Origin of the sequence: Enterobacter cloacae complex sp. 677-3DZ2D5B (assembly GCF_004136695.1) — a bacterium.
Taxonomy (GTDB): Bacteria; Pseudomonadota; Gammaproteobacteria; order Enterobacterales; family Enterobacteriaceae; genus Enterobacter; species Enterobacter hormaechei_C.
Genome location: NZ_QFLS01000001.1, coordinates 408847 through 434808, shown reverse-complemented (window position 1 = coordinate 434808; position 25962 = coordinate 408847). Strand labels below are relative to the sequence as shown.

The 25962-nt window shown below is 55.5% G+C and carries 19 protein-coding genes; 5 read left to right on the top strand and 14 right to left on the bottom strand.

From position 1 onward, the window contains the following. The first annotated feature begins 224 nt into the window (after window positions 1-224). The 4 genes from pncB to DD597_RS02075 all read left to right on the top strand — a co-directional run bounded on the left by pncB (window position 225) and on the right by DD597_RS02075 (window position 6036). Window positions 225-1427, top strand: coding sequence for a nicotinate phosphoribosyltransferase (gene pncB, locus DD597_RS02090; protein ID WP_003858188.1), 1203 nt, complete (start codon window positions 225-227; stop codon window positions 1425-1427). Between the two features lie 168 nt (window positions 1428-1595). Then, window positions 1596-2996, top strand: coding sequence for an asparagine--tRNA ligase (gene asnS, locus DD597_RS02085; protein ID WP_003858191.1), 1401 nt, complete (start codon window positions 1596-1598; stop codon window positions 2994-2996). Window positions 2997-3602: 606 nt separating this feature from the next. Beyond that, a complete protein-coding gene (gene ompF / locus DD597_RS02080; RefSeq protein WP_023324410.1) occupies window positions 3603-4661 on the top strand; it encodes a porin OmpF in 1059 nt (352 codons plus the stop codon). Between the two features lie 184 nt (window positions 4662-4845). Then, window positions 4846-6036, top strand: coding sequence for an amino acid aminotransferase (locus DD597_RS02075; protein WP_003858198.1), 1191 nt, complete (start codon window positions 4846-4848; stop codon window positions 6034-6036). Between the two features lie 54 nt (window positions 6037-6090). Here DD597_RS02075 and DD597_RS02070 read toward each other — a convergent pair whose 3' ends face one another. The 7 genes from DD597_RS02070 to cmoM all read right to left on the bottom strand — a co-directional run bounded on the left by DD597_RS02070 (window position 6091) and on the right by cmoM (window position 16727). Further along, the gene (locus DD597_RS02070) at window positions 6091-6738 is read right to left on the bottom strand and encodes an MBL fold metallo-hydrolase (protein WP_022650729.1); all 648 of its coding nucleotides are present in this window, start codon (window positions 6736-6738) and stop codon (window positions 6091-6093) included. A gap of 20 nt (window positions 6739-6758) precedes the next feature. Further along, on the bottom strand, window positions 6759-7310 hold the full coding sequence (locus tag DD597_RS02065) for a YcbK family protein (protein ID WP_003858202.1): 552 nt from the start codon (window positions 7308-7310) through the stop codon (window positions 6759-6761). 175 nt (window positions 7311-7485) lie between these two features. Continuing rightward, complete coding sequence (ldtD, locus tag DD597_RS02060) at window positions 7486-9309, bottom strand: L,D-transpeptidase (RefSeq protein ID WP_003858203.1); 1824 nt, start codon at window positions 9307-9309, stop codon at window positions 7486-7488. Window positions 9310-9488: 179 nt separating this feature from the next. Then, window positions 9489-13937 carry a chromosome partition protein MukB gene (gene mukB, locus DD597_RS02055; RefSeq protein ID WP_129255911.1) on the bottom strand — a complete coding sequence of 1483 codons (4449 nt, stop codon included), beginning with the start codon at window positions 13935-13937 and terminating at the stop codon, window positions 9489-9491. Further along, on the bottom strand, window positions 13937-14641 hold the full coding sequence (gene mukE / locus DD597_RS02050) for a chromosome partition protein MukE (RefSeq protein ID WP_003858208.1): 705 nt from the start codon (window positions 14639-14641) through the stop codon (window positions 13937-13939). Before mukE ends, mukB begins: the two co-directional genes overlap by 1 nt. Further along, on the bottom strand, window positions 14622-15944 hold the full coding sequence (gene mukF / locus DD597_RS02045) for a chromosome partition protein MukF (protein WP_129255910.1): 1323 nt from the start codon (window positions 15942-15944) through the stop codon (window positions 14622-14624). Before mukF ends, mukE begins: the two co-directional genes overlap by 20 nt. A 3-nt stretch (window positions 15945-15947) precedes the next feature. Beyond that, window positions 15948-16727 (bottom strand): tRNA uridine 5-oxyacetic acid(34) methyltransferase CmoM, encoded by a 780-nt coding sequence (gene cmoM / locus DD597_RS02040; RefSeq protein WP_003858212.1) that lies wholly within the window; start codon window positions 16725-16727, stop codon window positions 15948-15950. A gap of 120 nt (window positions 16728-16847) precedes the next feature. Between cmoM and elyC the strand changes: the two genes are divergently transcribed. Beyond that, complete coding sequence (elyC, locus tag DD597_RS02035) at window positions 16848-17627, top strand: envelope biogenesis factor ElyC (protein ID WP_003858214.1); 780 nt, start codon at window positions 16848-16850, stop codon at window positions 17625-17627. On the opposite strand, the gene DD597_RS02030 is transcribed toward elyC, so the two are convergent. The 7 genes from DD597_RS02030 to DD597_RS02000 all read right to left on the bottom strand — a co-directional run bounded on the left by DD597_RS02030 (window position 17604) and on the right by DD597_RS02000 (window position 25907). Then, on the bottom strand, window positions 17604-18497 hold the full coding sequence (locus tag DD597_RS02030; RefSeq protein WP_003858216.1) for a YcbJ family phosphotransferase: 894 nt from the start codon (window positions 18495-18497) through the stop codon (window positions 17604-17606). The genes elyC and DD597_RS02030 overlap by 24 nt on opposite strands. Before the next feature lie 142 nt (window positions 18498-18639). Then, the gene (kdsB, locus tag DD597_RS02025) at window positions 18640-19386 is read right to left on the bottom strand and encodes a 3-deoxy-manno-octulosonate cytidylyltransferase (RefSeq protein ID WP_003858218.1); all 747 of its coding nucleotides are present in this window, start codon (window positions 19384-19386) and stop codon (window positions 18640-18642) included. Next, complete coding sequence (gene ycaR, locus DD597_RS02020) at window positions 19383-19565, bottom strand: protein YcaR (RefSeq protein ID WP_003858220.1); 183 nt, start codon at window positions 19563-19565, stop codon at window positions 19383-19385. The genes kdsB and ycaR overlap by 4 nt, the downstream gene beginning before the upstream one ends. A gap of 45 nt (window positions 19566-19610) precedes the next feature. Next, entirely contained in the window at window positions 19611-20840 is a 1230-nt protein-coding gene (locus DD597_RS02015; RefSeq protein WP_063401718.1) for a winged helix-turn-helix domain-containing protein, read from the bottom strand. A 43-nt stretch (window positions 20841-20883) separates the two neighbouring features. Further along, on the bottom strand, window positions 20884-21861 hold the full coding sequence (gene lpxK, locus DD597_RS02010; protein WP_129255909.1) for a tetraacyldisaccharide 4'-kinase: 978 nt from the start codon (window positions 21859-21861) through the stop codon (window positions 20884-20886). Beyond that, window positions 21858-23606 carry a lipid A ABC transporter ATP-binding protein/permease MsbA gene (gene msbA / locus DD597_RS02005; protein WP_129255908.1) on the bottom strand — a complete coding sequence of 583 codons (1749 nt, stop codon included), beginning with the start codon at window positions 23604-23606 and terminating at the stop codon, window positions 21858-21860. Before msbA ends, lpxK begins: the two co-directional genes overlap by 4 nt. 36 nt (window positions 23607-23642) lie before the next feature. Beyond that, a complete protein-coding gene (locus DD597_RS02000; protein ID WP_129255907.1) occupies window positions 23643-25907 on the bottom strand; it encodes a ComEC family protein in 2265 nt (754 codons plus the stop codon). Between the last annotated feature and the right edge of the window lie 55 nt (window positions 25908-25962).

The window sequence follows — 25962 nt, the reverse complement described above, 5'->3', positions numbered from 1 at the left end:
CGATTCAATATATTCCTGTTGTGTAAAACGCGCTATGCAGAATGTTCATCTTTTCAGGCACAACGCCCTTTTTAGCTACATTTTTATAACACGGGGCACGAAATGCTCTCGACCATAAAGTGTGCTTATGTTGTGATCGGGGTTCAATAAATCACTAAACAGGGTATACTCCGGAGTTGTTTATTGTACTAAACGCTCCCGTGAGAGGATGCTACAGCGCACCTATGACTCAATTCGCTTCTCCGGTTCTGCATACGTTGCTGGATACCGACGCGTACAAGCTGCATATGCAGCAAGCCGTGTTTCACCACTATCATGATGTCCATGTTGCGGCGGAATTTCGCTGCCGGGGTGACGACTTGCTGGGTATCTACGCAGATTCCATTCGTGAACAGGTCGAGGCCATGCAGCATCTGGCGCTCACCGATGACGAATATCAGTGGCTTTCAGGCCTGCCTTTCTTCAAAGCGGACTATCTGAACTGGCTGCGTGAGTTCCGCTATAAGCCGGAACAGGTCACCGTCACCAATGATAACGGCAAGCTGGACATTCGTCTGACCGGCCCGTGGCGCGAGGTGATCATGTGGGAAGTGCCGCTTCTGGCCGTGATCAGCGAGCTGGCCCACCGCTATCGCTCCCCTGAAACCGGTGTGACGCAGGCGGTCGCCGCTCTGGAGAATAAACTCGTTGAGTTTTCCAGACTGACCGAAGGGCTGGATATGTCCCGCTTCCGTCTGATGGACTTTGGCACGCGCCGCCGCTTCTCTCGCGAGGTTCAGGAAGCCATTGTCAGACGTCTGCAACAGGAGCCGTGGTTCGTTGGCACCAGTAACTACGATCTGGCACGTCGCCTTGATTTAACGCCGATGGGCACCCAGGCGCACGAATGGTTCCAGGCGCACCAGCAGATCAGCCCTGACCTTGCCAACAGCCAGCGCGCCGCCCTCGCCGCGTGGCTAGAGGAATACCCGGATCGGCTGGGTATTGCCCTTACCGACTGCATTACCATGGACGCGTTCCTGCGCGACTTTGGCCCTGAGTTTGCCGAACGCTACCAGGGGTTACGCCATGATTCCGGGGACCCGGTTGAATGGGGTGAGAAAGCCATCGCCCATTACGAAAAGCTGGGTATCGACCCAATGAGTAAGGTGCTGGTCTTCTCCGATAACCTTGATCTGGCAAAAGCCGTCGACCTTTATCGCCATTTCTCATCGCGGGTGAACCTGAGTTTCGGGATTGGTACGCGGTTAACCTGTGATATCCCTCAGGTGAAACCGCTGAACATCGTCATAAAACTGGTGGAATGTAACGGTAAGCCGGTCGCGAAGCTCTCCGACAGCCCTGGCAAAACCATCTGCCATGACAAAGCGTTTGTCCGCGCATTACGTAAAGCCTTCGATCTGCCTCAGGTTAAAAAAGCCAGTTAACGGCTTCGGGGGGGCCTTCATGGCTCCCCTTCTCTTATTTATTTCTTATTTCTTCTCTCAAGACGGTGAAATTTACTTGTCTGATAGCGGATGGCAGGTAACATAGATATCCCCCCTATAAGGGCGGACAAGTGTTTATTTTTTCCGACTATTAACAGAGAGAATATTATGAGCGTTGTGCCTGTAGCCGACGTACTCCAGGGCCGTGTCGCCGTTGACCAGGAGGTCACCGTGCGCGGATGGGTGCGTACTCGCCGAGATTCTAAAGCTGGCATCTCCTTCCTCGCCGTCTATGACGGTTCCTGCTTTGATCCTGTACAGGCCGTCATTAATAATTCTCTGCCCAATTACAATGATGACGTTCTGCACCTGACAACCGGCTGTTCCGTGATCGTCACCGGTGTTGTGGTGGCCTCTCCGGGCCAGGGTCAGAGCTACGAAATTCAGGCGACCTCGGTGGAAGTGACCGGCTGGGTTGAAGATCCGGACACCTATCCGATGGCTGCAAAGCGTCACAGCATCGAATATCTGCGTGAAGTTGCGCACCTGCGTCCGCGCACCAACCTGATTGGTGCGGTTGCCCGCGTGCGTCATACGCTGGCGCAGGCGCTGCATCGCTTCTTTGACGAGCAGGGTTACTTCTGGGTTTCTACTCCGCTGATCACGGCATCCGATACCGAAGGCGCAGGTGAAATGTTCCGCGTTTCAACGCTGGATATGGAAAACCTGCCGCGTACGCCGGAAGGTAAAGTGGATTACGACAAAGACTTCTTTGGTAAAGAAGCCTTCCTGACGGTTTCTGGCCAGCTGAACGGCGAAACCTACGCCTGTGCGCTGTCTAAGATTTACACCTTCGGCCCAACCTTCCGTGCGGAAAACTCCAACACCAGCCGTCACCTGGCGGAATTCTGGATGCTGGAGCCGGAAGTGGCCTTTGCCGATCTGAATGACGTGGCAGGCCTGGCAGAAGCGATGCTGAAATACGTGTTCAAAGCGGTTCTCGAAGAGCGCGCAGACGACATGAAATTCTTCGCTGAGCGTGTCGATAACGACGCCATCGCCCGTCTTGAGCGCTTCGTCTCCGCAGACTTCGCGCAGGTGGATTACACCGACGCGGTCGCTATCCTGGAAAAATGCGGTGAGAAATTCGAAAACCCGGTTTACTGGGGCGTGGATCTCTCCTCCGAGCACGAACGTTATCTGGCAGAGAAGCACTTCAAAGCACCGGTTGTGGTGAAAAATTATCCGAAAGACATTAAGGCGTTCTATATGCGCCTTAACGAAGACGGTAAAACCGTTGCCGCGATGGACGTGCTGGCGCCGGGCATCGGTGAGATTATCGGTGGCTCCCAGCGTGAAGAGCGACTGGATGTGCTGGACGCGCGTATGCAGGAGATGGGTCTGAACCCGGCGGACTACAGCTGGTATCGCGATCTCCGTCGCTACGGCACCGTCCCACACTCCGGCTTTGGCCTTGGCTTTGAACGTCTGATTGCTTACGTAACAGGTGTTCAGAACGTACGTGATGTGATTCCGTTCCCACGCACACCGCGTAACGCAAGTTTCTAACCGACCAAATCCTTAATGGCCAGCAAATGCTGGCCATTATTTTATCCTGCAATGTCAGTTTTCGTCAGTCAAAAGTAAGCGTATTTAAACCACAACCCCGCGATTACCCCTACCTGTTACGTTTTGTTTCCACGAAATATCCTGAGACAAAAAAATAACCCCATTTTTATGGCGCTTAATACATTCCTTACGCAATAGCACAAAAAACAACCACTCTCACAGCCATCTGGATGGCTTTTGCCGATTATAAGAAAAAATGAGCCGTTTAACTTCTGTTTATACGAAAGGCCTTTAGCTAAATTAAACATAAGGAAATCATATATATAAGAATAAAGCGGAGGTTTAATTCACCAGATAGCGCTGAAGTTTGAGGTGCTTCACAAAGTTCCCAAAAATACATATTTAGTTACATATATTTTCTTTTGGTAACTGAATCTTGAAGATTGTAGCACTTTCAGTGTAGCGAAACGGTTCTATGAATGGAAAGATGCCTGTCAGACACATAAAGACACCTAACTCTCATCAATAGTTCCGGAAATATTTATTGACAGAATTTATTGACGGCAGTGGCGAGTGTCATAAAAAAACCAATGAGGGTAATAAATAATGATGAAGCGCAATATCCTGGCAGTGGTAGTCCCTGCCCTGCTGGTAGCCGGTGCAGCAAACGCTGCTGAAATCTATAACAAAGACGGCAACAAATTAGATCTTTACGGGAAAGCAGTCGGCCTGCATTACTTCTCCGATAATGACAGCAACGATGGCGACAACACTTACGCACGTCTGGGCTTCAAAGGCGAAACTCAGATCAACGATCAGCTGACTGGCTACGGTCAGTGGGAATATAACTTCCAGGGTAACAACTCTGAAGGTGGCGATGCACAGAACGGCAACAAAACCCGTCTGGCATTCGCAGGTCTGAAATTCGGTGACGCAGGCTCCTTCGACTACGGTCGTAACTACGGTCTGGTCTATGATGCAATCGGCATCACCGATATGCTCCCTGAGTTCGGTGGCGACACCGGCGCGAGCGATAACTTCTTCGCAGGCCGTACCGGTGGCCTGGCGACGTACCGTAACAGCAACTTCTTCGGCCTGGTTGACGGTCTGAACTTTGGTGTTCAGTACCTGGGCAAAAACGAGCGTACTGATGCAGTACGTTCCAACGGCGACGGCTGGGCAACCTCACTGAGCTATGATTTCGAAGGCTTCGGCATTGTGGGTGCTTATGGCGCTGCTGACCGTACCAACAACCAGCAGACGCTGGAATGGGGTAAAGGCGACAAAGCTGAACAGTGGGCAACCGGCCTGAAATATGACGCGAACAACATCTACCTGGCAGCTATTTATGGCGAAATGCGTAACGCAGCGCGTCTGGGCAGCCGTGGTTTCGCTAACAAGTCTCAGGACTTCTCTGTCGTCGCTCAGTACCAGTTCGATTTCGGTCTGCGTCCATCCATCGCTTATTACAAATCTAAAGCGAAAGACGTAGAAGGTATCGGTGATGAAGACTACATCAACTACATCGACGTTGGTGCGACATACTACTTCAACAAAAACATGTCTACCTATGTTGACTATCAGATCAACCAGCTGAAAGACGACAACAAGCTGGGCATCAACAACGACGACATCGTGGCTCTGGGTCTGGTTTACCAGTTCTAATCAACACACCTCGTTGTTATATGCTTAATGAACAGGGCTTCGGCCCTGTGTTTTTATTCCTGAGAGAAAATAATAGCGACTTTTGAAAAGCCGCACGCTTTTCGTCGCAAACGGTTGGCATTTTGTAAATCTACCGTTAACCTGATAGCGGATTTCACTTCTGTAATCACAATGGAACTTCGTCATGTTTGAGAACATTACTGCCGCTCCTGCCGACCCAATTCTGGGCCTGGCCGATCTGTTTCGCGCCGACGACCGCCCTGGAAAAATCAACCTGGGTATTGGTGTATATAAAGATGAAACCGGCAAAACTCCGGTACTGACCAGCGTCAAAAAAGCTGAGCAGTATCTGCTGGAAAACGAAACCACCAAAAACTACCTCGGTATTGATGGTATCCCTGAATTTGGTCGCTGCACCCAGGAGCTGCTGTTCGGCAAAGGCAGCACCATTGTGAGCGAAAAACGCGCCCGCACGGCGCAGACCCCAGGCGGTACCGGCGCACTGCGCGTGGCGGCAGATTTCCTGGCGAAAAACACTTCTGTGAAGCGTGTGTGGGTAAGCAATCCAAGCTGGCCGAACCATAAGAGCGTGTTTAATTCTGCGGGTCTGGAAGTGCGTGAATACGCCTACTACGACGCAGCCAGCCACGCGCTGGATTTCGACGGCCTGCTGGCCAGCCTGAGCGAAGCCCAGGCGGGCGATGTGGTGCTGTTCCACGGCTGCTGCCATAACCCAACCGGTATCGATCCTACGCTTGAGCAGTGGGAACAGCTGGCTAAGCTGTCCGTTGAAAAAGGCTGGCTGCCGCTGTTTGACTTCGCTTACCAGGGCTTTGCCCGTGGTCTGGAAGAAGATGCAGAAGGTCTGCGTGCATTCGCCGCCGTGCATCAGGAGTTGATAGTCGCAAGCTCCTATTCCAAGAACTTTGGTCTGTATAACGAGCGTGTCGGCGCCTGTACGCTGGTGGCTGCTGACGAAGCAACCGTCGATCGCGCATTCAGCCAGATGAAGTCCGTGATCCGCGCTAACTACTCCAACCCACCGGCACACGGTGCGTCTGTGGTCGCGACGATCCTGAGCAACGATGCGCTGCGCGCCATCTGGGAGCAAGAGCTGAACGATATGCGTCAGCGCATTCAGCGCATGCGTCTGCTGTTTGTGAACACGCTGGCTGAGAAAGGCGCTGACCGTGACTTCAGCTTCATCATCAAGCAGAACGGCATGTTCTCCTTCAGCGGCTTGACCAAAGAGCAGGTGCTGCGCCTGCGTGAAGAGTTTGGCGTGTATGCCGTTGCATCTGGCCGCGTGAACGTTGCGGGTATGACGCCTGACAACATGGCGCCGCTGTGCGAAGCCATTGTCGCGGTGCTGTAACCTGCATCCCTAAAAAAAAGCCTGCATCGTGCAGGCTTTTTTATTTTACCGGGTTTACCAGACAGGCATTTCATCCTGAAGGAACGGGTTATGCAACCGCTCATCCCCCAGCGTTGACATTGGTCCGTGTCCAGGGATAAACGTCACATCATCACCTAACGGTAATAACTTCTGCTTAATCGACTGAATCAGCTGACCGTGATCGCCGCGTGGGAAATCACTGCGTCCTACGCCCCCTTTGAAAATCACGTCACCGGAAATCAGCAGACGCGACACGTCATCAAAGAAGACAATATGGCCGGGCGTATGTCCGGGGCAATGCAACACCTGTAAAGTTACATTCCCTACGTTAACGCGATCGTCTTCGTTCAGCCAGCGGTCCGGTGTCAGTGGCTGACAGTCTTCCAGGCCAAACATACGGCTTTGAGCAGGTAATCCCTGTAGCCAGAACTCATCTTCTTTTTCCGGGCCGATAATCGGCACACCGTAGTATTCAGCCAGTTCAGCCGCTGCACCCACATGGTCGAGATGGCCATGGGTGAGTAAAATCTGCATCAGCGTTACACCGCTGGCAGCGACTTCCTGCTTGATTGTCTCAGCGTCGCCACCGGGATCAACAAGCGCGGCCAGTTTAGTTTGTTCACACCAGATCAATGAACAGTTCTGTGAGAACGCGGTAACCGGAATAATACGATAGTTCATACTGCTCCTGTGTTTCGTTATTACCAGTGCCGAACCGGCCCGGTATCAATATGCACAAAGTTGCTACGTGGGTAGTATCCTACACCACCTGCGCGCATAGATAACGCCGCTTTGCGAATATTGGCTAACGAAACGCCCTCAATATGGAAATCCATCGCCTGCCCTTTGGTGTGATAGCTTTTTTTCGCTACCCCACGGCTGTGGGCACGCAGTTCATTGTTGGTATCCAGAGAGCGATAGCCAGAGATGAGCTGCACCGGCCTTTTGGTCCCTAGCAGTCCCTGCAAGCGGTAAAGCTGATCGAATAATCCAGGGTCGATGGCTTTGATTTTATTCGCGCGGAAATCACGGAAAAAATGGTTGAGTCTTGCTAATTCATCCTGAATATAGCCTCTGCCATCGAAAAATTCCGCTTTAAGCGTCTCACCAGTATGCAGATTGTTGAGCGTTAAAATACGCGGACGAGGTGTCGAGAGGGTGGCAAATGCTGGCGTCGGAAGGATGGCTGCTGCGCCCAGCGCAACGCCACCTAACGCCAGCAATTTGCGGCGATTAGCGTCAAATTTGTCCATGATAATCAGGTCTACAGGTAAAAGAAATTGTCAATATGCTTAGCGCACGAAGGGCACCATAACTGGCAAAACCTGTTACGTCAAGGCGCCCAACCCCAGTAAATACGCGGCTTGCAGCCAGATCGCCTCATATTCACCATAACTTACGACAATCATTTTTACCGAACTACTTCATTTACCTGATTAATTGTTCCGCTTTTGGCAAAATTTGTGCGCCGGATCGCGCTGTCAGATCATAATTGTAAATATCTGTACGATACTGGGTACGTCCGTCTGCCCCTACAAACGCCGTCAGATAGTAAAGATTGACCGGAATATTGTGGCGGATATTGACGTAACGCGTATCTCCCTGCTTCAGCGCATCTGATATCCGCGTATCGTTCCAGCCTGCATCCTGCAACAGCATATTTGCCAGCTCAGAGGCCTTGTTCACGCGGACACAGCCCGAGCTGAGCGCGCGTGCGTCTTTCTGGAACAAATTATGGTTCGGGGTATCATGCAGATAGATTGCGTCCGAACTTGGCATATTGAATTTGTAACGTCCCAGCGAGTTATGTGCGCCCGGTGCCTGCTGGAAACGGAACGGCAGGTTCGAAGGCGTAATCGTTGACCAGTCCACCATCCAGGGGTCAATCGCTTCTTTGCTGTTCCAGCCACGCATCACCGTATAGTTATGTCGCTCCAGATAACCCGGGTCATTCCAGACCTTAGGCAGAATATCTTTGCGCGCCAGCGTCGGCGGCACGTTCCACGGCGGGTTAACCACCACGTTATTCAGCGCGCTGCTCATCATTGGCGTTTTACGGTCAGGTCGGCCGACAATCACGCGGGACGCCAGCACTTCACTACCGTCCTGATAGTAGACCAGGGAGTACGCCGGAATGTTGACCATAATGCCGGTGGATAACGTGCCCGGCAGCAAGCGCAAGCGCTGGATATTCAACGCCAGCACTCCAGCCCGCTGGGCTGGAGAGACGTTCAGCCAGTCGCGAGTAGATGGACCAATCACGCCGTCAGCGCCCAGCCCCTGCGCGGCCTGGAACTGCTTCACTGCGGCGACCAGCTCGCGATCGTAAGCGGCGGGCTTATTGCTCAACGCAACGGCGGTTTTCTCTTTTACCGGCGCCGACGGGCTGACGACCGCATTTTGCGTCTCGTCACCGGGCAGCGCAATTTTAGGGCCGCTGTCGAGAATGCCGGAGCGTTTCATAATTTCGCGGATCGCAGGCACATCGCTGCTCCACTGCCCCGGACGCAGCGTTGTGGTGCCGCGCAGCTGAGGCCACGGGCGGGAATCCGCAACCAGCTCAAGAAGCGACTGATGCATCGTGGCATACTGCGGATGGGCAGGCGCAAGGCTTGCGATAAAGCGCGGCAGTTCGCCGTTATCCAGCGACAGCTGCCACTGGTTAATGACGGACAGCGCAGGCGTCGCCAGCTTGTACGGCTTACTGCTGTATAACCAGCGGTTGCCGTTCACCGAAATCCCCGCAACAAATTGTAAGTAGCCCATCATGGCATCAGACAGCACCACGTCACGCGCTTGTCCGGTCACGGCAGGATCGGTCAGGAGTTCAACCCAGGTCGTGAACTGCGGCTGAAAACCTGCAATCGCCACTTCAGCCAGCTGCTGCTGGAAGGCACGTACCGCCTCGCGATTTTCCCACATCGGTTTCATATCGCGCGCAGCGTAAAGCAGCGTGAGCTGGTTAATATAAGCGGGAGTATAGCCCGAGGGCAGCCCGGTCATAAGCTGCTGACGTAATGATCCAGTATCGATGCCTTCCGGCAGCGGTTTAATGCCGGCCATGATGGCCGTCGCCGGAGACTGATCCAGCGGTTGTGACAGTGACGTCGGCTGCGCGCCCATCGTCGCGGAGCTGTCAGTCGGTACAATTTCAGGCTCATCGGCCTGAGCGGTAAACAGTGGAGCAAACATCACTGTCAGGCACAAACTCAGCGCAGACAGCTGACGACCACGATTCTTCTTAAGCAACATCCCTTGCCCCCTGTTTTTCACGACATGCCCAGTATTCTGGAGCTTTCCTTCAGTATAGAAAGGCATACACGCTGCTGCCTTGCCTTATGTAAAGAAGTTTAAAGATAACGCAGCCCTGAACACAAGTTAAGTGAATAAAAAAAGCGGCGCATGAGCGCCGCTATTTGTCGCACCCCAGGTTAAGAGGCGTCAGCCGTGCCCGGTAATGACTCCGGTGGCTGCGGGGCGAAACCACGCAGGCCCACGACGTGCACGTGTTCACTGTTCTGGAACACCTTACGCACCAGCTTATAGGTTGTCCCTTTTTCCGGACTGATGTTTTCCGGCGCCGCGATGATGAGCTGCATATCGAGTCGCTCGCAAAGCTCAAACAGCGTGGCGATGGAGCGGGCGTCGAGACGCGCGGCTTCATCGAGGAACAGCAGACGACATGGAGAGATGTCTTTGCCGCGCAGACGACGCGCTTCATCTTCCCAGCTCTGCACCACCATCACCAGAATCGACATACCGGTACCGATGGCTTCACCGGTAGAGAGCGCACCGGATTCCGCGCGCAGCCAGCCGTCTGAGCCACGGTTAACCTCAACTTCCATTTCCAGATAGTTGCGGTAGTCCAGCAGCTCCTCGCCGATGGTTTGCGGCGTACGCTGGCCCATGTCAATCTGCGGATTCAGACGCTGATACAGCTTCGCCAGCGCTTCGGAGAAGGTCAGGCGGTTACTGTTGAACAGATCCTGGTGCTGCTCATGCTGTTCAGACAACACGTCCAGCAGCGTGGAGTGCGCCTCACGCACGTTCACGTTCAGCCTCACGCTGTTGACCTGGCCAAACGACACGCTTTGCAGGCCCTGGTTCAGCTGACGGATACGGTTCTGCTCGCGCTGAATGGTTTTACGAATAATATTCGCCACGCTGCGGGAGCTGATTGCCAGCTTTTGCTCGCGGGAGGTCAGCTCTTCCGTCAGACGGCCCAGCTCGATCTCCATCTGTTCGATCGCTTCAACCGGATCGTCGGTACGGATGATGTCCTGACGGATACGCTCGCGCAAGTGCTGATACACCGCCACGAAGAACTGGATTTTGCGCTCAGGACGCTTCGGATCTTCGGACATGCGCAGCACGTCGCGCAGGTGTTCGTTATCCGCCACCGCCAGACGCAGCGCGCCCAGCGCCTTATCCGACATAGAACGCAGTTCATCGGCCGACAGATACGCCAGCTCGCGGCGGTGCAGACGACGCTCCACGTTGTTGTCTTTCACCATGCGCATCACCGCGCACCAGCCCGCCTTCGCGGTCACAACCTGCTCGCGCATCTCGTGATAGTCACGTTCCAGCTTGCGCAGGCGACGCGTCAGGTTGTCCATCTCCGCTTCACAGAAGGTCAGCGCTTTTTCCAGCTGATTACGACGCGCACGGTTGTTGCTGAGCTGAGCATGCAGCTCATCGCGGCGAATACGTGCCCGCTCTTCTGCACCGCTGTCGGCGCGCACGCCAATGTCCTGCAACTCTTTATGCAGGTCGTTTAACAGCTCTTTCTTGGTGTCGAAGGAGCTTTTCAACGACGCCATCACCTGACTGTACTGGCTCAGCTGTGCGGCGTGAGTACGCATCGCTTCGCGCGCGCGCGTACGTTCCGCTTCCGCCTGCTCAAGGCGCTGGCGCAGCTTTTCATTAAGATCGCTGTTCCCGCTCAGCATTTCTGCTGAATCGGAGTAGCCGAAGTGCGCGCGACGTTGCACCACTTCCGTCAGGGCAAACGCCTGCTGACGCGCTTCGCGCTGCACCTGCTGTGACCAGGCGTAATCCTCTTTTAACTGTTCAAACTGTTCCGGGTCGCTCTGGAGAACGGAAACCATCGGCTCCAGCTTCGCCAGCTGATTGCCGTGCTGCTGCACAAAGCGCGCGGCTTCCTGCGCCTCGTCCAGTCGTTCCTGAATTTCATCCACGCGGTCGGCGAGCGTATCGTCCGCCAGCAGGTTCAGGCGTGGCAGAATGCGGTTAAGCGCCGCAACGCCCTCTTTCGCCTGCTCGAACTGGACGCGGCTCTGCTGGTTGTCATTTTCATGGCTAGCCAGCGCACGCTCCAGCTCACCGCGGCGGGTGTTGAGCTTGCGAATTTCGGCTTCCGGATCGGGCTCAAAGGCCACGCCCAGATGGCTGCCGATAAAGCGGCTGAACGCCTGATGCAGACGCTGCGTTTTTTGTACATCAAACGAGAGGGTCGCAAAACGTTCAGAAAGCGTTTCGCGCTCGGCATGCAGGCTTTCAATGCGGCTTTCACGCGCGGCGCGGCCAAACAGCGGCAGTTCCGGGAAGCGCGAATAGCGCCACTGGCGATCGGCGATTTTCACCACCACCGCTTTTTCCAGCTCGTCAACGCTGAATACGCTGTCATCAAACGACTGCGGATCTCCTTCGATGAGGTAGAGATCTTCCGGGCAGTCTTCCAGCCCTGCAAGCTGGTCAGAAATCAGCGACAGATCCGGCACCACAATCGCGTTACGGGATGGACCGTACAGCGCGGAGAAGTACGGCGCATCGTCCAGACCAACATCGTCGTAAATTTCAGACAACAGCACGCCGCCGAAACGCTCGGCTAAGGCATTCAGACGCGGATCTTCTGAGCCGCCAGGCTGGCTTAAACGCTCGATTTCTTCATCGACGTCACGCTTGCGCGCGCCCACTTCGTCACGCTCAACAATCGCTTCACGCTCACGCTCCAGCAGCTGTTGCATGTATTCGGTGACGTCCTGGCTGGAGGTAAACTCCTGGCCACACTGTTCGCTGAGCTGGTTCAGGCTGCTTTGTGCAGCCAGCCAGATCGGCGCACGCTGTAAGAGCGTCTTCGAACGGGACTGAAGCTGTTCCAGCTCCTGACGCAGCGTCATGCGCTGTTCGCTGGCATTCGATACGGTATCGGACAGGGCCGCAATACGCGCTTCCAGTTCCTGATGCAGGGCCTCAAGCTCGTCGAAATCGTAATTTTTACCCTGACGCTTGCAGAATTCCGCCAGCAGACGCTCGGCTTCCTGCTGTTCACGCAGACGCTGTTCCAGCTCGTTCAGGCGCATGCGCAGCGGCTGCACCTGTTCGGCCAGATGGCGTTGATTGACGCCGTCGCGCAGCAGCTCACGGGCAACGTCCCACGCTTCGTTACGCGCCAGCGGACCGTTAATCGCCACCACCAGCTGGTACGCCTGCTCAAACTGGCTATGCGCCGTTTGCGCCACGCTCATTTTCTGATCGAGAGAAAGCAGTTTCTCAGTGGCTTCCTGCTCTTTGGCCTGGAAGGTATCCAGCCATTCGTCAGCGCTTTCCGGGGTCAGGTCCGGCAGATGGCACAGCTCTTTGGCACGCTGCAACGCCTGCAACGCCTGGTTGTACTGAATCGCACGCGTCTGCTGCACGTCCAGCGCCTGTTGGTAGTCAGCGAGCTGGCTTTTCAGCTCATCCACTTCCAGCTCGGCGGCTTCCGCGCGGGCTTCGTTCTCTTCCTGCAATTCGGCAGCTTCGGCCACCACTTCATTTTGCTCTTCAAGACGAATTTGCAGCTCATCAAGATCGGCTTCGTAGCGCTCGATTTTTTCCTGCTGACGCAGCGCGGTCTGCACCAGATTCAGATGATCGCTGGCCGCCTGGTAATCGGCTTCCAGATCCCCTTCCGCACCATTGTGCTCGCCCAGTTCGCGCGCCATTTCGACATGCTTATACTGCTCGGCCACCAGCTGTTTGCGGGAGGTAAACAGCTCGCGGCGATACTCCAGCGCCTGATCGAGATGAATACGGCGCTCGTTGGCGTGGCGCATATAGTCCGCCGCCACGTAGTTGGTGGCTTCGCTGATCAGGTGCTTAAACAGGTCCCGGTCAGACTGCGTAACGCGAATCGCTTCCAGCGTCATGCGGTTTTCACGCAGCGCGGCTTCCATATCCTGGAAGGCCTTACGCACGCCGCTGTTTTCCGGCAACAGGTAGTCGCGCAGGGAGCGGGTAATGGCGCTGGAGATACCGCCGTACAGGGAGGCTTCAATCAGACGGTAGTATTTACTACGATCTGACGCGCTGCGCAGACGACGGGCTACCACGCCGAGATCGAACATCAGAGAGTGGTAGTCGGTAATGGAATTAAACTGCTTAAACTGTACGCCTTCGATGGCTTCCAGCTTGTCTTTCAGCTCCTGGAGCGTCAGGACGCGTGCCTGACGTTCATTCAGGGTTTCCGTCAGCAGCGCGGTTGGCTGTACGGAGGTAGGCAGCCCCTGGATCGCAAACGGTTTGATATCTACTTTACGATCGCGGCCGGCAACCTGTTGCAGACGCACGCCTACAACCACGCGCTGATAGCGGGAGTTGATCACGTCCAGCACTGAATAACAAACGCCCGCTTTCAGCTTACCGTGCAGACCTTTATCACGAGAGCCGCTCGTGGCGCCCGCTTCAGTGGTGTTACGGAAGTGCAGCAGGGTCAGGTCAGGTATCAGCGCCGTCACGAAGGCCGCCATGGTGGTGGATTTACCCGCCCCGTTACCGCCGGAGAGCGTTGTCACCAGCTCATCCAGATCGAAGGTTCGGGCAAAGAAGCCGTTCCAGTTAATCAGCGTCAGTGAGCGAAATTTACCGCGTTCAATCATTACTCTTCCTCCCCGCTATCCGGCTGATTCTCTTCGTGCTCGTCATTGAGCTGCAAATGGTTTTCCACCGGCATCGCTTCACCGTCACGGATCATGCGCAGCTGCGCTTCACGCGCATCATCACCCGCACGCACGTCGGCGCCAAAACGGAAGACCGATTCGGTGATGCGGAACTTGCTGCTGTCGTGACCCATGAACCAGACCATTCCCAGACGGCGCAGACGGTTAAGGGATGAGCGAACTTTTTCCTGTAATTTCTGACGGTCCAGATCGGACCCCGTTGAGCGGTTATTCACCAGCTTGAGCAGCTTGCTTTCATCCGCCAGCGACAGCAGCTCATCGTAAAGCTCCTGTTGGGTGAAGATCCCTTCATTCGCCAGACGTTCCGGGCTGAGATAGAGGTAGCAGAGAATTTTGCCGACCATCATATCCAGTTCGGAAAGCACCGAGCGCGGAATAAGCGTGGTAGAGCGCGGACGCAGGTAGAAAAACCCTTCCGGCGCGCGGATCAGCTCAACGTTATAGCGAGCGTAAAACTCTTCCAGGTACTCCTGAAAGTCCATCAAAAAGGCGTGATTATCCAGCTCGTCAAGGCCAATGTGACGACCGGCACGCAGCTGGCTGTCCAGCGCCGGAAACAACGGATTCGCCAGCGCCTGTGCCAGCTTAACTGGCATCACTTGTTCAATATTTGTCAATGACATGCGCCTGTACCTTGGCTCCGTAATCGTTAATCGGCTGCCACTTCGGCGGCAGTCCGGTGAAATCGGCTTGTGCGATGCCCAGGCGCACCGCCTGGTCTACAACAATGCGGGCAACATCGAAGTGGCGCGCGCGCGGATACTGCGCCAGATAGTCGCGTACCACGAGGCCAAGATCCAGCGGTACTTGTCTGGTTTTGTAGACAGCGAGCTGTTCTTCGATCATCGCCGCAAGCTGCTCGCGAATTTCGTTAAATTCTTCGTATTCCAGATCCGGCGGCAGTTCACCGGTGACCTCTTCATCGCGCAGCGCCATCTCTTCGTCGCGCATATCCAGCAGACGATCGGCGTTGGCGTGGGTCAGCGCCCACGGCGCATCGAAATAGGTCTGTACCGACTGGCGCAGACGTTGAGCAAAGACGCGATTCTTATCCATATCGATGGCGGTACGGATAAATTTATGCACGTGGCGGTCGTAACCGATCCACAGGTCGATTGACTGCTGGCCCCAGCTGATAATGCGGTCAAGCTTGCTCTGCAAATCAAACACCAGACGGTCGATAAAATGCAGATCGTCGTGCGCCATTGTCGCGTCCTGGATGCGCAGCAGATTGGCCTGTAGCTTATCCCCCGCCGCCTCCAGCGTATCCTGCAACTCACGCAGCGTACCGGACGTTTCTGACAGCAAGAGTTCACAGCTGGAGATAGCCGCACGCCAGTCTTTATTAAGCAGTTGAGCGATATCGTCTTTCACCTGCTGCTGCTGTTCGTCCATCAGACGTTGAGTCAGATCGATACTGTCGAAAATCTCGGCGACCGAGTATTTCAGCGGCGCGTAAACGTTGCGATGCCAGTGGAATTCGTCACCGTTTTCATCAGCCGCGTCGGCGGCACGCTTCAGCTCACCTGCAACAATAGAGAGCTGCATGGAGAGACGCAGCGTGGAAAATTCGCGCTGGCGGATGTAATAGTCGGTAATGCCAATGCCCAGTGGCGTAAGACGATAGATGGCGTTTCCTTCCGCCTGCTCGCTGGTAAAGCGGTTCAGCAGACGTTGACGCACCATATCATTGATTGCGTTGTTGGCACGCACGCTAATGGTTTCGCTGGTTTGCTCAAACGCATCACTGACGTGGCGGAACGCATCCACCAGTTCGCCTTCACTCATTTCGCCATCCAGGCGTTCGCCGTTTAGCGTCGCAACCGCCAGCAGGAATGAGAGTCTGTCTACCGGCAGCGAGATGGAGAAATCGTTTTTCCTGGCCCAGGCAACCAGTTCGGGGACTGTCTGGGAAAATTCACTCATAGATTATCCTTGCATCTGCGGCTTGCGCGCGGTGACGTGTATATAGCGGCCAAGGCTCAGATAAGGCTCCTGGCGGCAGTACCGCGTCTCTATTTCTGTTAAGGCGTCTAAACAGTCATCCTGTTTTTGTTTATCACGCAGATAATCATGAAACACCCTCACGCCGGTTTTGCCGGTAATTTCCCAACCGATCTCCTCCAGCCAGCCATAGACCTGCTGCGGTTCACGGGGGAAATCCGGTGAAAGCGTGCGTCGTTTCTTTTTATACATGCCCTGCTGTACGTAGCCAAAATTGCCGACCAGCACGTTTCGCATTAGCAGGCCGTTGGCATTGTAAAACATCAGCGATAACGCACCGCCCGGGCGCAACATCGACCACAGCGTTTTTAACATCGCCTGGGGTTCGGCGATCCATTCGAGCACAGCATGAAACAATATCAGATCAACCTGTGTTTCCAAATGCTGCGGAATGTCCTGAGCGGCGCAATGTATAAAATGCATGTTGTCGCTCACACCTTTCTCTTCTGCCGCTCGCCCGGCGCGCGCAACCATCTCGGCAGAAAGATCGCAAAGCGTGACGTGATGTCCCCGCTGCGCCATCAGAATTGCAGTCTGACCTTCCCCACCGCCGGCATCCAGCACGCGCAACGGTCGGTCACCGAATTCAGCCAGCAGCTTGTCCAGATCCTGCCAGAGGATCGTCTGACGAAGCTGACCTTTGGTGGTGCCATAAATGTTGCGCGAAAACTTTTCCGCGATGTCATCAAAATTGCGATCCCGCATTGGGAGGGTTCCACTCACTGCAAAACCGCTATTTTGTCACACCCGCGCGGAGAATGAACCACTCTGGTGTAATATCACCGACAATCGCCTGCTGTATGGTTAAAAAAGGAACCAAAAAGGATGCTTTTTACCCTAAAAAAATATATCGGAGGCATGATGCTTCCCCTTCCCCTGCTGTTGCTTCTCATCGCGCTGGGGCTGGCAATGATATGGTTTAGCCGCTTTCAGAAAAGCGGTAAATCCCTCGTTACCGTGGGCTGGCTGGCGCTGCTGTTACTCAGCCTGCAACCGGTCGCTGACGGTTTATTACGTCCGATTGAAAACACCTACCCGACGTGGCAGGGAAATCAGAAGGTGGGCTATATCGTGGTGCTGGGCGGCGGGTATACCTGGGATCCGAACTGGGCGCCCAGCTCGAACCTGATCAACAACAGCCTGCCGCGCCTGAACGAGGGGATCCGCCTGTGGCTGGCCAATCCTGGATCGAAGATGATCTTCACGGGCGCTGCGGCAAAAACCAACCCGGTCAGTACCGCTGAAGCAGGAGCAAGAGTGGCTGAATCGCTTGGCGTACCTCGTTCCGCCATCATCACGCTGGATAGCCCAAAAGATACCGAAGAAGAGGCGGCGGCGGTGAAACAGGCCATCGGTGATGTACCGTTCCTGCTGGTGACCTCTGCTTCACACCTGCCGCGCGCAATGATTTTCTTTGAGAAGCAGGGCCTGCATCCGCTTCCTGCTCCGGCAAACCAGATGGCTATTGACGCCCCGCTCAATCCGTGGGAACGGATAATCCCATCCCCGGTATGGCTGATGCACAGCGACCGCGTCGGCTACGAGACGCTTGGCCGCTTGTGGCAGTGGCTTAAGGGTTCGTCAGGCAAGCCAGGGCAGGAGTGATTTTGCGGCCAGATCGAAACTGGCGCGATTAAAGCGCCCGGTGTTGACCAGTTGCGCCACCTCATCCCAGAGAAGATAGAGCCAGCGTCGCCAGAGAAAGGCCTCCGCAACGGGGGCGCGCTGAAGATAGTGCCAGAGCAAATCTTCCGCCGCCCCGCCCTCGCTCAGCCTGAACAGTTCGTACTCGCGCGGCGCCCAGAGCATGATCCCCGGCCCGACCATCGCCAGCAGTTGGTCGCTGCGCGAGTCTTTAAGCATACTGCGTAGCGTGAAGTTGCCGTGAACCAGCACGCAGTTGTCGTTAAAACCCTCAAACAGCGTCGGCAGACATTCCCGGGTGCGGAACAGAATACGTTTGTCCTGCATCGTTAAGCCGGTGTTGTTGAACTGGTTCAGCGTGCCCCACAGCACTTCGACACGCTGGCGATACCACAGCGGCCACAGGTTTTCCTGGGTGCTGTCTACCGCGCCAACAAGACCCCGGCTGTCCTGCCGATGCCAGGCAAGCAGAGCCTCGACAATCTGATCTTTCAGCTGTTCCCAGCGCTCCGGTGTACGCGTCGGGGCTTCAACAGAAACCCCGCGTAAACGCTCGATAAGCAGAACATCCGGGCCGGGATGCTCCTCATGGGTCATCACGCCGTAGACCGTCGGCATACGGACAGTCCCTTCCCGCGCCAGCATCGACATTTTCCAGGCCAGCTGTCTGGCGACGCCCGGCGAGGTAAAACTTCTGGCCATCAGCGGCATGGGGTTTCCCTGACTGTCATACAACGACCAGAGTGCGGTATCGGCCTTTTCATTCACGCATTCCACCCGGCTTAGCTTTTCGCCAAGGAGATGGCTGAGTTCAGCACGCAGCTGTTCCATATGAGATTACCCCCATTAAGACTACTGCTTTTATAATGAGCGCGCGAAACCCGGATGTCACCCGGTAGAGATCAATAATGAAAAAGAAAAGGAAAATCGCCTGGCGGGAGAGCATCCCCCCAGACGAGGGGATGCCAGCGAATTAACGCATTTCGACGCGTACGCGCTCGAGATCTTCAGGGGTATCCACGCCGGTGCCTGGGATTTCCTGGGCAACCGCAACGTGAATTTTCTCGCCGTACCACAGCACGCGAAGCTGTTCGAGCATTTCAATATGCTCCAGCGGGCTTGGTGCCCAGGCGACGTAGCGACGAATAAAGCCGGCGCGGTAGCCGTAAATACCGATGTGGCGCAGGAAGGTTTCGCCGATTGTCTCTTTCGATTGCGCGAAACGATCGCGATCCCACGGAATGGTGGCGCGGGAGAAATAGAGCGCGTAGCCCTCTGCGTCCATGACCACTTTCACCGCATTCGGATTGAACGCCTCTTCAGCGTGGTGAATCGGCACCGCGAGGGTTGCCATCCCGACCTGACGCCGAGCCAGGTTGTCGGCCACCTGACGGATAATCGCCGCCGGGATCATCGGCTCATCGCCCTGCACGTTCACAATCACCGTCTCGTCGCTGAAACCGCATTTTTCGACGACTTCCGCCAGGCGCTCGGTGCCTGACTGATGATCGGCACGGGTCATGCACACTTCCCCACCCGCGGCCTCAACCGCTCGCGCGACATCCGGGTGATCGGTGGCGACGATGACACGTCCGGCGCCCGATTCGCGTGCCCGTTCAAGGACATGCACAATCATCGGTTTGCCATTGATATCCACCAGCGGTTTACCTGGCAGGCGCGTTGAAGCATAACGCGCAGGGATAATGACAACAAAACTCATGGTTTGATCTCTTCTGCCACCAGTGAACGGGCTTCATTTTCCAGCAGGACCGGAATACCGTCACGCAGCGGGAACGCCAGGCTGTCCAGTTTGCAAATCAGCTCTTGTTTATCCTGGCTGTAATACAGTTTGCCGTTGCACACCGGGCAGGCAATAATTTCTAGTAAACGGTGATCCATAGTTCCTCCGTATGGGTAATCCCTAAAGCTTATCATATTCCCTTTTCAGGGAGTGTCTGTTTCCCAGCCATCTCGACAGGTCGCAAACAGCTCCACAGGCACGCGACCGAGTACAATTTCATGCGCCCCCTGCCAGCGCGCAAATTCACTGAGCGCAGTCGTTAACCCTTTTTCCAGGCCAGCCGTCACCTTTATGCCCTCTTCCAGCCAGAGCGCGATAATTTCAAGCATGCCGGTTTTACGGTGCATTTTAGCGTCCATGCGCCCGACAAGCTGTCCTTTGTGCAGCAGCGGCAAAACAAAATAACCATACTGACGCCTGGGCGCCGGGGTGTAGCATTCCAGACGGTAGCTGAAATCGAACAGCTGTTCGGCCCGCTTTCTGTCCCAGACAACGGGGTCGAACGGCGACAGCACGGCACTGTGGGTCGCCTGGAGTTTGCCCTCCTGCGCCTGCGCCAGCAGAGGGAACAAATCCGCATGCAGCCACATTTCACCTAACGACTCTACCGAGACCGGCATGACGCGCTGTTCGCGCTGCCACGTTTCGAGCAGTGGTTTTAGCTGCGGCTGACGCAGACGATAATAATCCGCCAGCCACTGCGGGCGGAAGATGCCAAGGCTGCGGGCGCTGTTCCCGAGCATGATGGCTTCGGCTACGTCCTGAGACAGCAGGTCACGCGTATCGTCCCAGTGAGGCATAACGCGGTGCGTGAGGTCATAGACGCGCTGAAAGTTGCGGCGCTCGACCACCATCACTTTGCCCGACGTAAACAGCCCTTCAAGATGGCGTTTGTGCGGTTTCCACTCCCACCATCCGCTGGCGCCTTTTCGCGGGTGTTCAAAATCCGCGGAGCGTACCGGACCGTTTTCCTGAATATGGGCAATCAGTTGCTCTATTTCATCCGCGTGTTCCACCATCCACTCCTGGCGGTATTTCCAGCCCATTTTGTCCGGGGCGAGCATGCGGTGACGCACCAGTGCAAAATCGCTGCGCGGGAGAAAACAGGCTTCATGCGCCCAGTATTCCATCAGTTCGCCCTGACTCAGCGCATTATCCAGCCACTGCGGAGGATAGTTTCCCAGGCGGCTAAACAGGACCAGATACGGGCTACGCGCCACGATGTTAATGGTGTCGATTTGCAGCAACGACATGCGTTGCACGGTAGAGAGGATATCAGCTGGCTGCGCGCGGCGGCGGGGCTTTTTCAGAAGCCCCTGGGCGGCAAGATGCAGGTTTCGTGCGGCTGCAAGTGAGAGTTGCGGTAGAGACATGCGTTTTCCTGTCAGTCAAAGCGCCACCGGAACCACGTAGAAGTTACTGCACTAACGCGAGCAGTTCCTTGAGCAAATGTTCCGGCTGTTCGTCGCTGAGTTCAGCGTCAACCGGCAGATACCACCAGTTTTCTTTCGCAAAGGCCCGGCATTTTACCGCGTCTTTTTCCGTCATGATCAGCGTCTGGCCCGGCGCTGCCAGCCTTTCAACCTCTTCGGCAACTAACGCCTGGTGATCGGCCAGCGGCACCCGTTTTTCCAGCCGCGCGCCGCACTGCTCCAGCGTTGCGAAGAAACGCGGCGGATGACCTATACCGGCCATCGCAACCAGATGTTCCAGTTGCGCGACGTCTTTACGCTCGCCGGTCAGCATATTCACGGCCTGTCCGGGACGAAGATGCATCGGGATTTCGCCCGCTCTGGCTTCACCACCGTTCACAATCACGGCATCGACGCTCTTCAGGCGCGACGCACGCTCGCGCATTGGACCGGCTGGTAGCCACCAGCCGTTGCCAAAACGCCGAACGCCGTCAATGACCACGATCTCTTTGTCTCGCGCCAGCGCGTAATGCTGCAAACCATCATCGGTAATAACGATTTGTACGTCATGCTCCGCAAGCAGTGCCTTTACGGCATCACTGCGCACCGGCGATACCGCAACCGGCGCGCCTGTACGCTGGTAAATCAGTACCGGCTCATCGCCGGCTTCAGCGGTTGTCGTAGCTGGGCTCAGCACCAGTGGATACTGCGCCGCTTTACCACCGTAACCGCGTGAGACAACTCCCGGGCGGATACCGCGCCTCTGGAGCTGTTCTACCAGCCAGATCACCACCGGGGTTTTGCCGTTTCCACCCGCCGTCAGGTTGCCGACCACCACTACCGGTACCGGTGCGCGCCAGGCGCGCTTGATCCCAAGGCGGTAAAGCAGACGAATAGCACCGCTCACCAGGCCATACAGCCAGGAGAGCGGGAGAAGCAGCACCCACAGAGGGGATTCACCCGACCAGATGCGTGCAATCATTGACCGAACTGCATTTTATGAAGCTGCGCGTAAACACCACGCTGTTCCAGCAGGTCCGCATGGCTGCCGCGTTCAACGATCACGCCATCTTCCACCACCGCGATTTCGTCAGCCTGTTCGATGGTCGACAGACGGTGCGCGATAACCAGCGAGGTACGGTTTTTCTGTAATTCATCCAGAGCAGACTGGATAGCGCGTTCAGATTCCGTATCCAGTGCGGACGTTGCTTCATCGAGGATCAGAATCGGACTGTTGCGCAGCAGCGCACGGGCAATCGCGATACGCTGACGCTGACCACCGGAGAGCAGCACCCCGTTTTCGCCAATGATCGTATCCAGACCGTTATCCATTTTGTTAATGAAGTCCATCGCATAGGCCATACGCGCCGCATTCTCGATCTCTTCACGGCTGTACTCTTCGGTACGGGCATACGCAATGTTGTTCGCCACCGTATCGTTGAACAGATGCACGTTCTGCGAGACCAGCGCGACCTGGTTACGCAGCGACTGGAGGGTATATTCCCGCAGGTCGTGACCATCAAGCAGGATCTCGCCCTGGTCGATATCGTAGAAACGGGTAATCAGGCTGGCAATGGTCGACTTGCCCGAACCGGAACGACCGACCAGCGCGACGGTTTTACCCGCCGGGATGGACAGGCTGATATCACGCAGCGCCGGCACTTCACGGCCTGGATAGGTAAAGGTCACGTTACGGAATTCCAGGTCGCCTTTAGCGCGCTCGATCACGCGTGTACCTTCATCTTTTTCCTGTTCGGAATCGAGGATGCTGAACAGCGTCTGACAGGCTGCCATCCCGCGCTGGAACTGGGCGTTGACGTTAGTCAGCGATTTCAGCGGACGCATCAGCGCAATCATGGATGAGAACACCACGGTAATGGTACCCGCAGTCAGGGTTTCCATGACGCTCGGGAAGCTTGCGGCATACAGGACGAAGGCCAGGGCCAGAGAGGCAATCAGCTGAATGATCGGATCGGAAATCGACGAGGCCGATACCATTTTCATCCCTTGCAGACGCATTCTGTTGCTGACCTTGTCAAAGCGTTTGGTTTCGACTTCCTGACCGCCGAAGATCAACACTTCCTTATGGCCTTTCAGCATCTGCTCGGCGCTGGTAGTCACCTGCCCCATCGTATTCTGCATATTTTTACTGATGTTGCGAAAACGCTTTGATACCACGCGGATCGCGATGGAGACAATCGGCGCCAGCACAATAAGGATCAGCGACAGTTGCCAGCTGTAATAGAACATCATCGCGAACAGGCCGATGATGGATGCGCCTTCACGCACAACGGTAATCAGTGCGCTGGAAGAGGACGACGCAACCTGCTCTGAATCGTAGGTAATACGCGACAGCAGGGTACCGGTTGACTGCTTGTCAAAGAATGAGACCGGCATCCCCATCATATGGCTGAATAACCGACGGCGCATGGTCATCACCACTTTACCGGATACCCAGGAGATGCAGTAGCTGGATACATAGCTGGAGATTCCGCGTAAGATCATCAGCCCAATAACCACCAGCGGCATCCATAGCAGCACTGAACGATCCGTTTTACCGAAACCGTCATCCAGTAACGGTTTGAGAAGCGATAACATAAACGTATCGCTGGCTGCGTTGAGGATTAACGCTACGCCCGCCACGATCAAGCCTGCTTTGAAAGGAGCAATCATCGGCCAGAGCCGGCGGAACGTTTGCCACGTGGAGAGATCTTTGTCGTTATGCATTCAAAAAACCAGCATTTGTTGAAATAGCCGCATATTCTACCCGTTATCTACGGGCGCGCCAAACCACTGATGATACCAACGCGGTAAATAGTGTTCACGTAAGCGGCGAATTTGCCGACTTTGGTGCGAAAACGTCACAGATATCTGTCCGGACTGCGGAGTATCAAGCCAGAGATATCCCTCAGTTCGATAGCGCCTGACTACTTTGATGGAAGGGAAACGCCACGCGTTATAGCGGGCCATCGAGGCCAGCGAAACCTGTCCCTCCACGCGCTGTAGCAGCGGTGTTGAAGATGACGTGTTACTTCCATGATGCGGCACCTGAATCAGTGTAGACGCTAGTTGACGCCAGCGGTGGCTCAGCATTGCCAGTTCTGCCTGCCCTTCAATATCTCCGGTCAGTAAAACGCTTTGTTCGCCGTCATCGATTTTTACCACGCAGGAGCGGTTGTTACCTTTTGCCGAGGTATTTTCGGGTGGCCAGTGCACGGAGAACGTTAAACCCTGCCACTGCCATCGCTCTCCACGAAAGCAAGGAAGATGCCCGGCCCAGGATAAGGGGCTTCTGATCCACATTGCGGGCCAGGCAGCTTTTAGCGATGCCAGTCCCCCCGCGTGGTCGAGATGTTCATGGCTCAGGATCACCCCTTCCGGCCTCAGATGATGCCAGCGTAGCCAGGGGATAATCAGCTGCTGCCCGCTGTCCCCACCGGGCCATGCCAACCCAGTGTCATACAGAATGGCCTTCCCGTGACGCTCAATGACCATCGCCAGCCCCTGCCCTACATCCAGCATATGCAGGGACCAGCTGTCTGTTTTGGCCCTGTGCCAGAGGGGAAATGCCAGCACCACGCTGCCTGCCAGACAGACTGCGGGTACTGCGCTGAAGGCCCTGAATCGCCAGCCAATGATCAGCAGCCATGGCAGTAACGTCAGGTATTGCCAGCGTTCATCAACGTCCTGCCAGCCATTCGGTAAACGCATCAATAGCCAGAAAAGCCCTGCCAGAGATTTATCGGCAGCCAGCCAGACGATACTTTCCAGCGTCGCCACCGGAAACAGATGCAGAAACATGCCGAGCAGGATCAGCGGAACTGAGATAAACGTGACCAGAGGAACGGCAAACAGATTCGCCGCCAGCGAGGAGAGACTGAAACCATGGAAAATCAGCACCTGAAGCGGCAACAGAAGCAGCAGCATACCGACCTGCAAATACAACAGCGTAACCAGCGGCCGCAGGCACCGGCCACGTTGCCAGAGCGGGAGAGGCAACCACTGATACAAAAAAATAAGCGCGGCGACCGCAAACGCTGATAGCGCCAGGCTTTGTGACAGGACCGCCAGTGGATCGAAAACCAAGATCGCCGCCACGCAGGTAAGCCATACCTGCCAGGGCGACCACTGGCGACCGCTCATTTTTAACACCGCCAGTACCACAAGCGCGATAACCGTGCGCAGCGCAGGCGGCTGTAAGCCTGTTAGCCATGCGTAAAACGCGGCAAAAATCAGCCCTGCCAGCAAGGGGATTTGCCAGATAATCCAGCGGCCCGGCAGGAAGAACTGGATGCCTCGCGCCAGAAACCAGATGACAGAAGCGGCCAGCGCAATATGCAATCCCGAGATTGCCATCAGATGCATCGTTCCGGTCTCACGCATCAGGTTTTTTATCTCCCGCGAGACCGACAGCCGCTCCCCCATTCCCAGCCCCAGTATCACAGGTCCCCACTGATATGCTGAAAGCGTACTCTGTAGTGATGTCAGGTACTGCGCACGCAGGCTACAGCCTTCGTCAACGAGCGCCGCATGGGTAAACCCTCCACTCAGCGTCTGATGTCGGGCAAAGGCATTTTTCTGTGAATCATAGCCGCCATCGTTGAGTTCTCCGTGTACCGCCCTGAGCCGCAGGGTCATTGCCCAGCGTTGACCCACGCAGACGTTTTGCGGCAGATAGTTGCCATACAGCGCCAAGCCCATGGCAGCCCACACACGTTCTCCATTGAGGCTGATAATCCTTCCCTGATGCATCGTTGCGCCGTCCGTTGCGGTAATGACCACCTCGGCCTGCTGCGGAACTTTCGTTAAATGGTTCATCGGCCACACGCTTTCCTGAGCGGCCAGGATCCCCCAGCACATAAAAAGCAATGCGAGGCCTGAAAACCTGAGCCATTTTCTCTGCTGTACTGATAACGCAATTCCTGCGGCAATCAGCAACCAGACAATATGCAAATCTGGCAAAACGGGTAACCAATAGAGCGGGATTATGGCCAGAATGGCGCACATACTGATAACGTGGATCCCCATCTTCACCTCCATGTTTCAGGCGATTATGCGGCGGGACTGATGCGTCGTCAGACAG

What these genes read in the sequence shown, in the direction of transcription:
- pncB (WP_003858188.1), top strand. Translation starts at nt 225, where the DNA reads ATGACTCAATTCGCTTCTCCGGTTCTGCATACGTTGCTGGATACCGAC.
- asnS (WP_003858191.1), top strand. Translation starts at nt 1,596, where the DNA reads ATGAGCGTTGTGCCTGTAGCCGACGTACTCCAGGGCCGTGTCGCCGTT.
- ompF (WP_023324410.1), top strand. Translation starts at nt 3,603, where the DNA reads ATGATGAAGCGCAATATCCTGGCAGTGGTAGTCCCTGCCCTGCTGGTA.
- DD597_RS02075 (WP_003858198.1), top strand. Translation starts at nt 4,846, where the DNA reads ATGTTTGAGAACATTACTGCCGCTCCTGCCGACCCAATTCTGGGCCTG.
- DD597_RS02070 (WP_022650729.1), bottom strand. Translation starts at nt 6,738, where the DNA reads ATGAACTATCGTATTATTCCGGTTACCGCGTTCTCACAGAACTGTTCA.
- DD597_RS02065 (WP_003858202.1), bottom strand. Translation starts at nt 7,310, where the DNA reads ATGGACAAATTTGACGCTAATCGCCGCAAATTGCTGGCGTTAGGTGGC.
- ldtD (WP_003858203.1), bottom strand. Translation starts at nt 9,309, where the DNA reads ATGTTGCTTAAGAAGAATCGTGGTCGTCAGCTGTCTGCGCTGAGTTTG.
- mukB (WP_129255911.1), bottom strand. Translation starts at nt 13,937, where the DNA reads ATGATTGAACGCGGTAAATTTCGCTCACTGACGCTGATTAACTGGAAC.
- mukE (WP_003858208.1), bottom strand. Translation starts at nt 14,641, where the DNA reads ATGTCATTGACAAATATTGAACAAGTGATGCCAGTTAAGCTGGCACAG.
- mukF (WP_129255910.1), bottom strand. Translation starts at nt 15,944, where the DNA reads ATGAGTGAATTTTCCCAGACAGTCCCCGAACTGGTTGCCTGGGCCAGG.
- cmoM (WP_003858212.1), bottom strand. Translation starts at nt 16,727, where the DNA reads ATGCGGGATCGCAATTTTGATGACATCGCGGAAAAGTTTTCGCGCAAC.
- elyC (WP_003858214.1), top strand. Translation starts at nt 16,848, where the DNA reads ATGCTTTTTACCCTAAAAAAATATATCGGAGGCATGATGCTTCCCCTT.
- DD597_RS02030 (WP_003858216.1), bottom strand. Translation starts at nt 18,497, where the DNA reads ATGGAACAGCTGCGTGCTGAACTCAGCCATCTCCTTGGCGAAAAGCTA.
- kdsB (WP_003858218.1), bottom strand. Translation starts at nt 19,386, where the DNA reads ATGAGTTTTGTTGTCATTATCCCTGCGCGTTATGCTTCAACGCGCCTG.
- ycaR (WP_003858220.1), bottom strand. Translation starts at nt 19,565, where the DNA reads ATGGATCACCGTTTACTAGAAATTATTGCCTGCCCGGTGTGCAACGGC.
- DD597_RS02015 (WP_063401718.1), bottom strand. Translation starts at nt 20,840, where the DNA reads ATGTCTCTACCGCAACTCTCACTTGCAGCCGCACGAAACCTGCATCTT.
- lpxK (WP_129255909.1), bottom strand. Translation starts at nt 21,861, where the DNA reads ATGATTGCACGCATCTGGTCGGGTGAATCCCCTCTGTGGGTGCTGCTT.
- msbA (WP_129255908.1), bottom strand. Translation starts at nt 23,606, where the DNA reads ATGCATAACGACAAAGATCTCTCCACGTGGCAAACGTTCCGCCGGCTC.
- DD597_RS02000 (WP_129255907.1), bottom strand. Translation starts at nt 25,907, where the DNA reads ATGGGGATCCACGTTATCAGTATGTGCGCCATTCTGGCCATAATCCCG.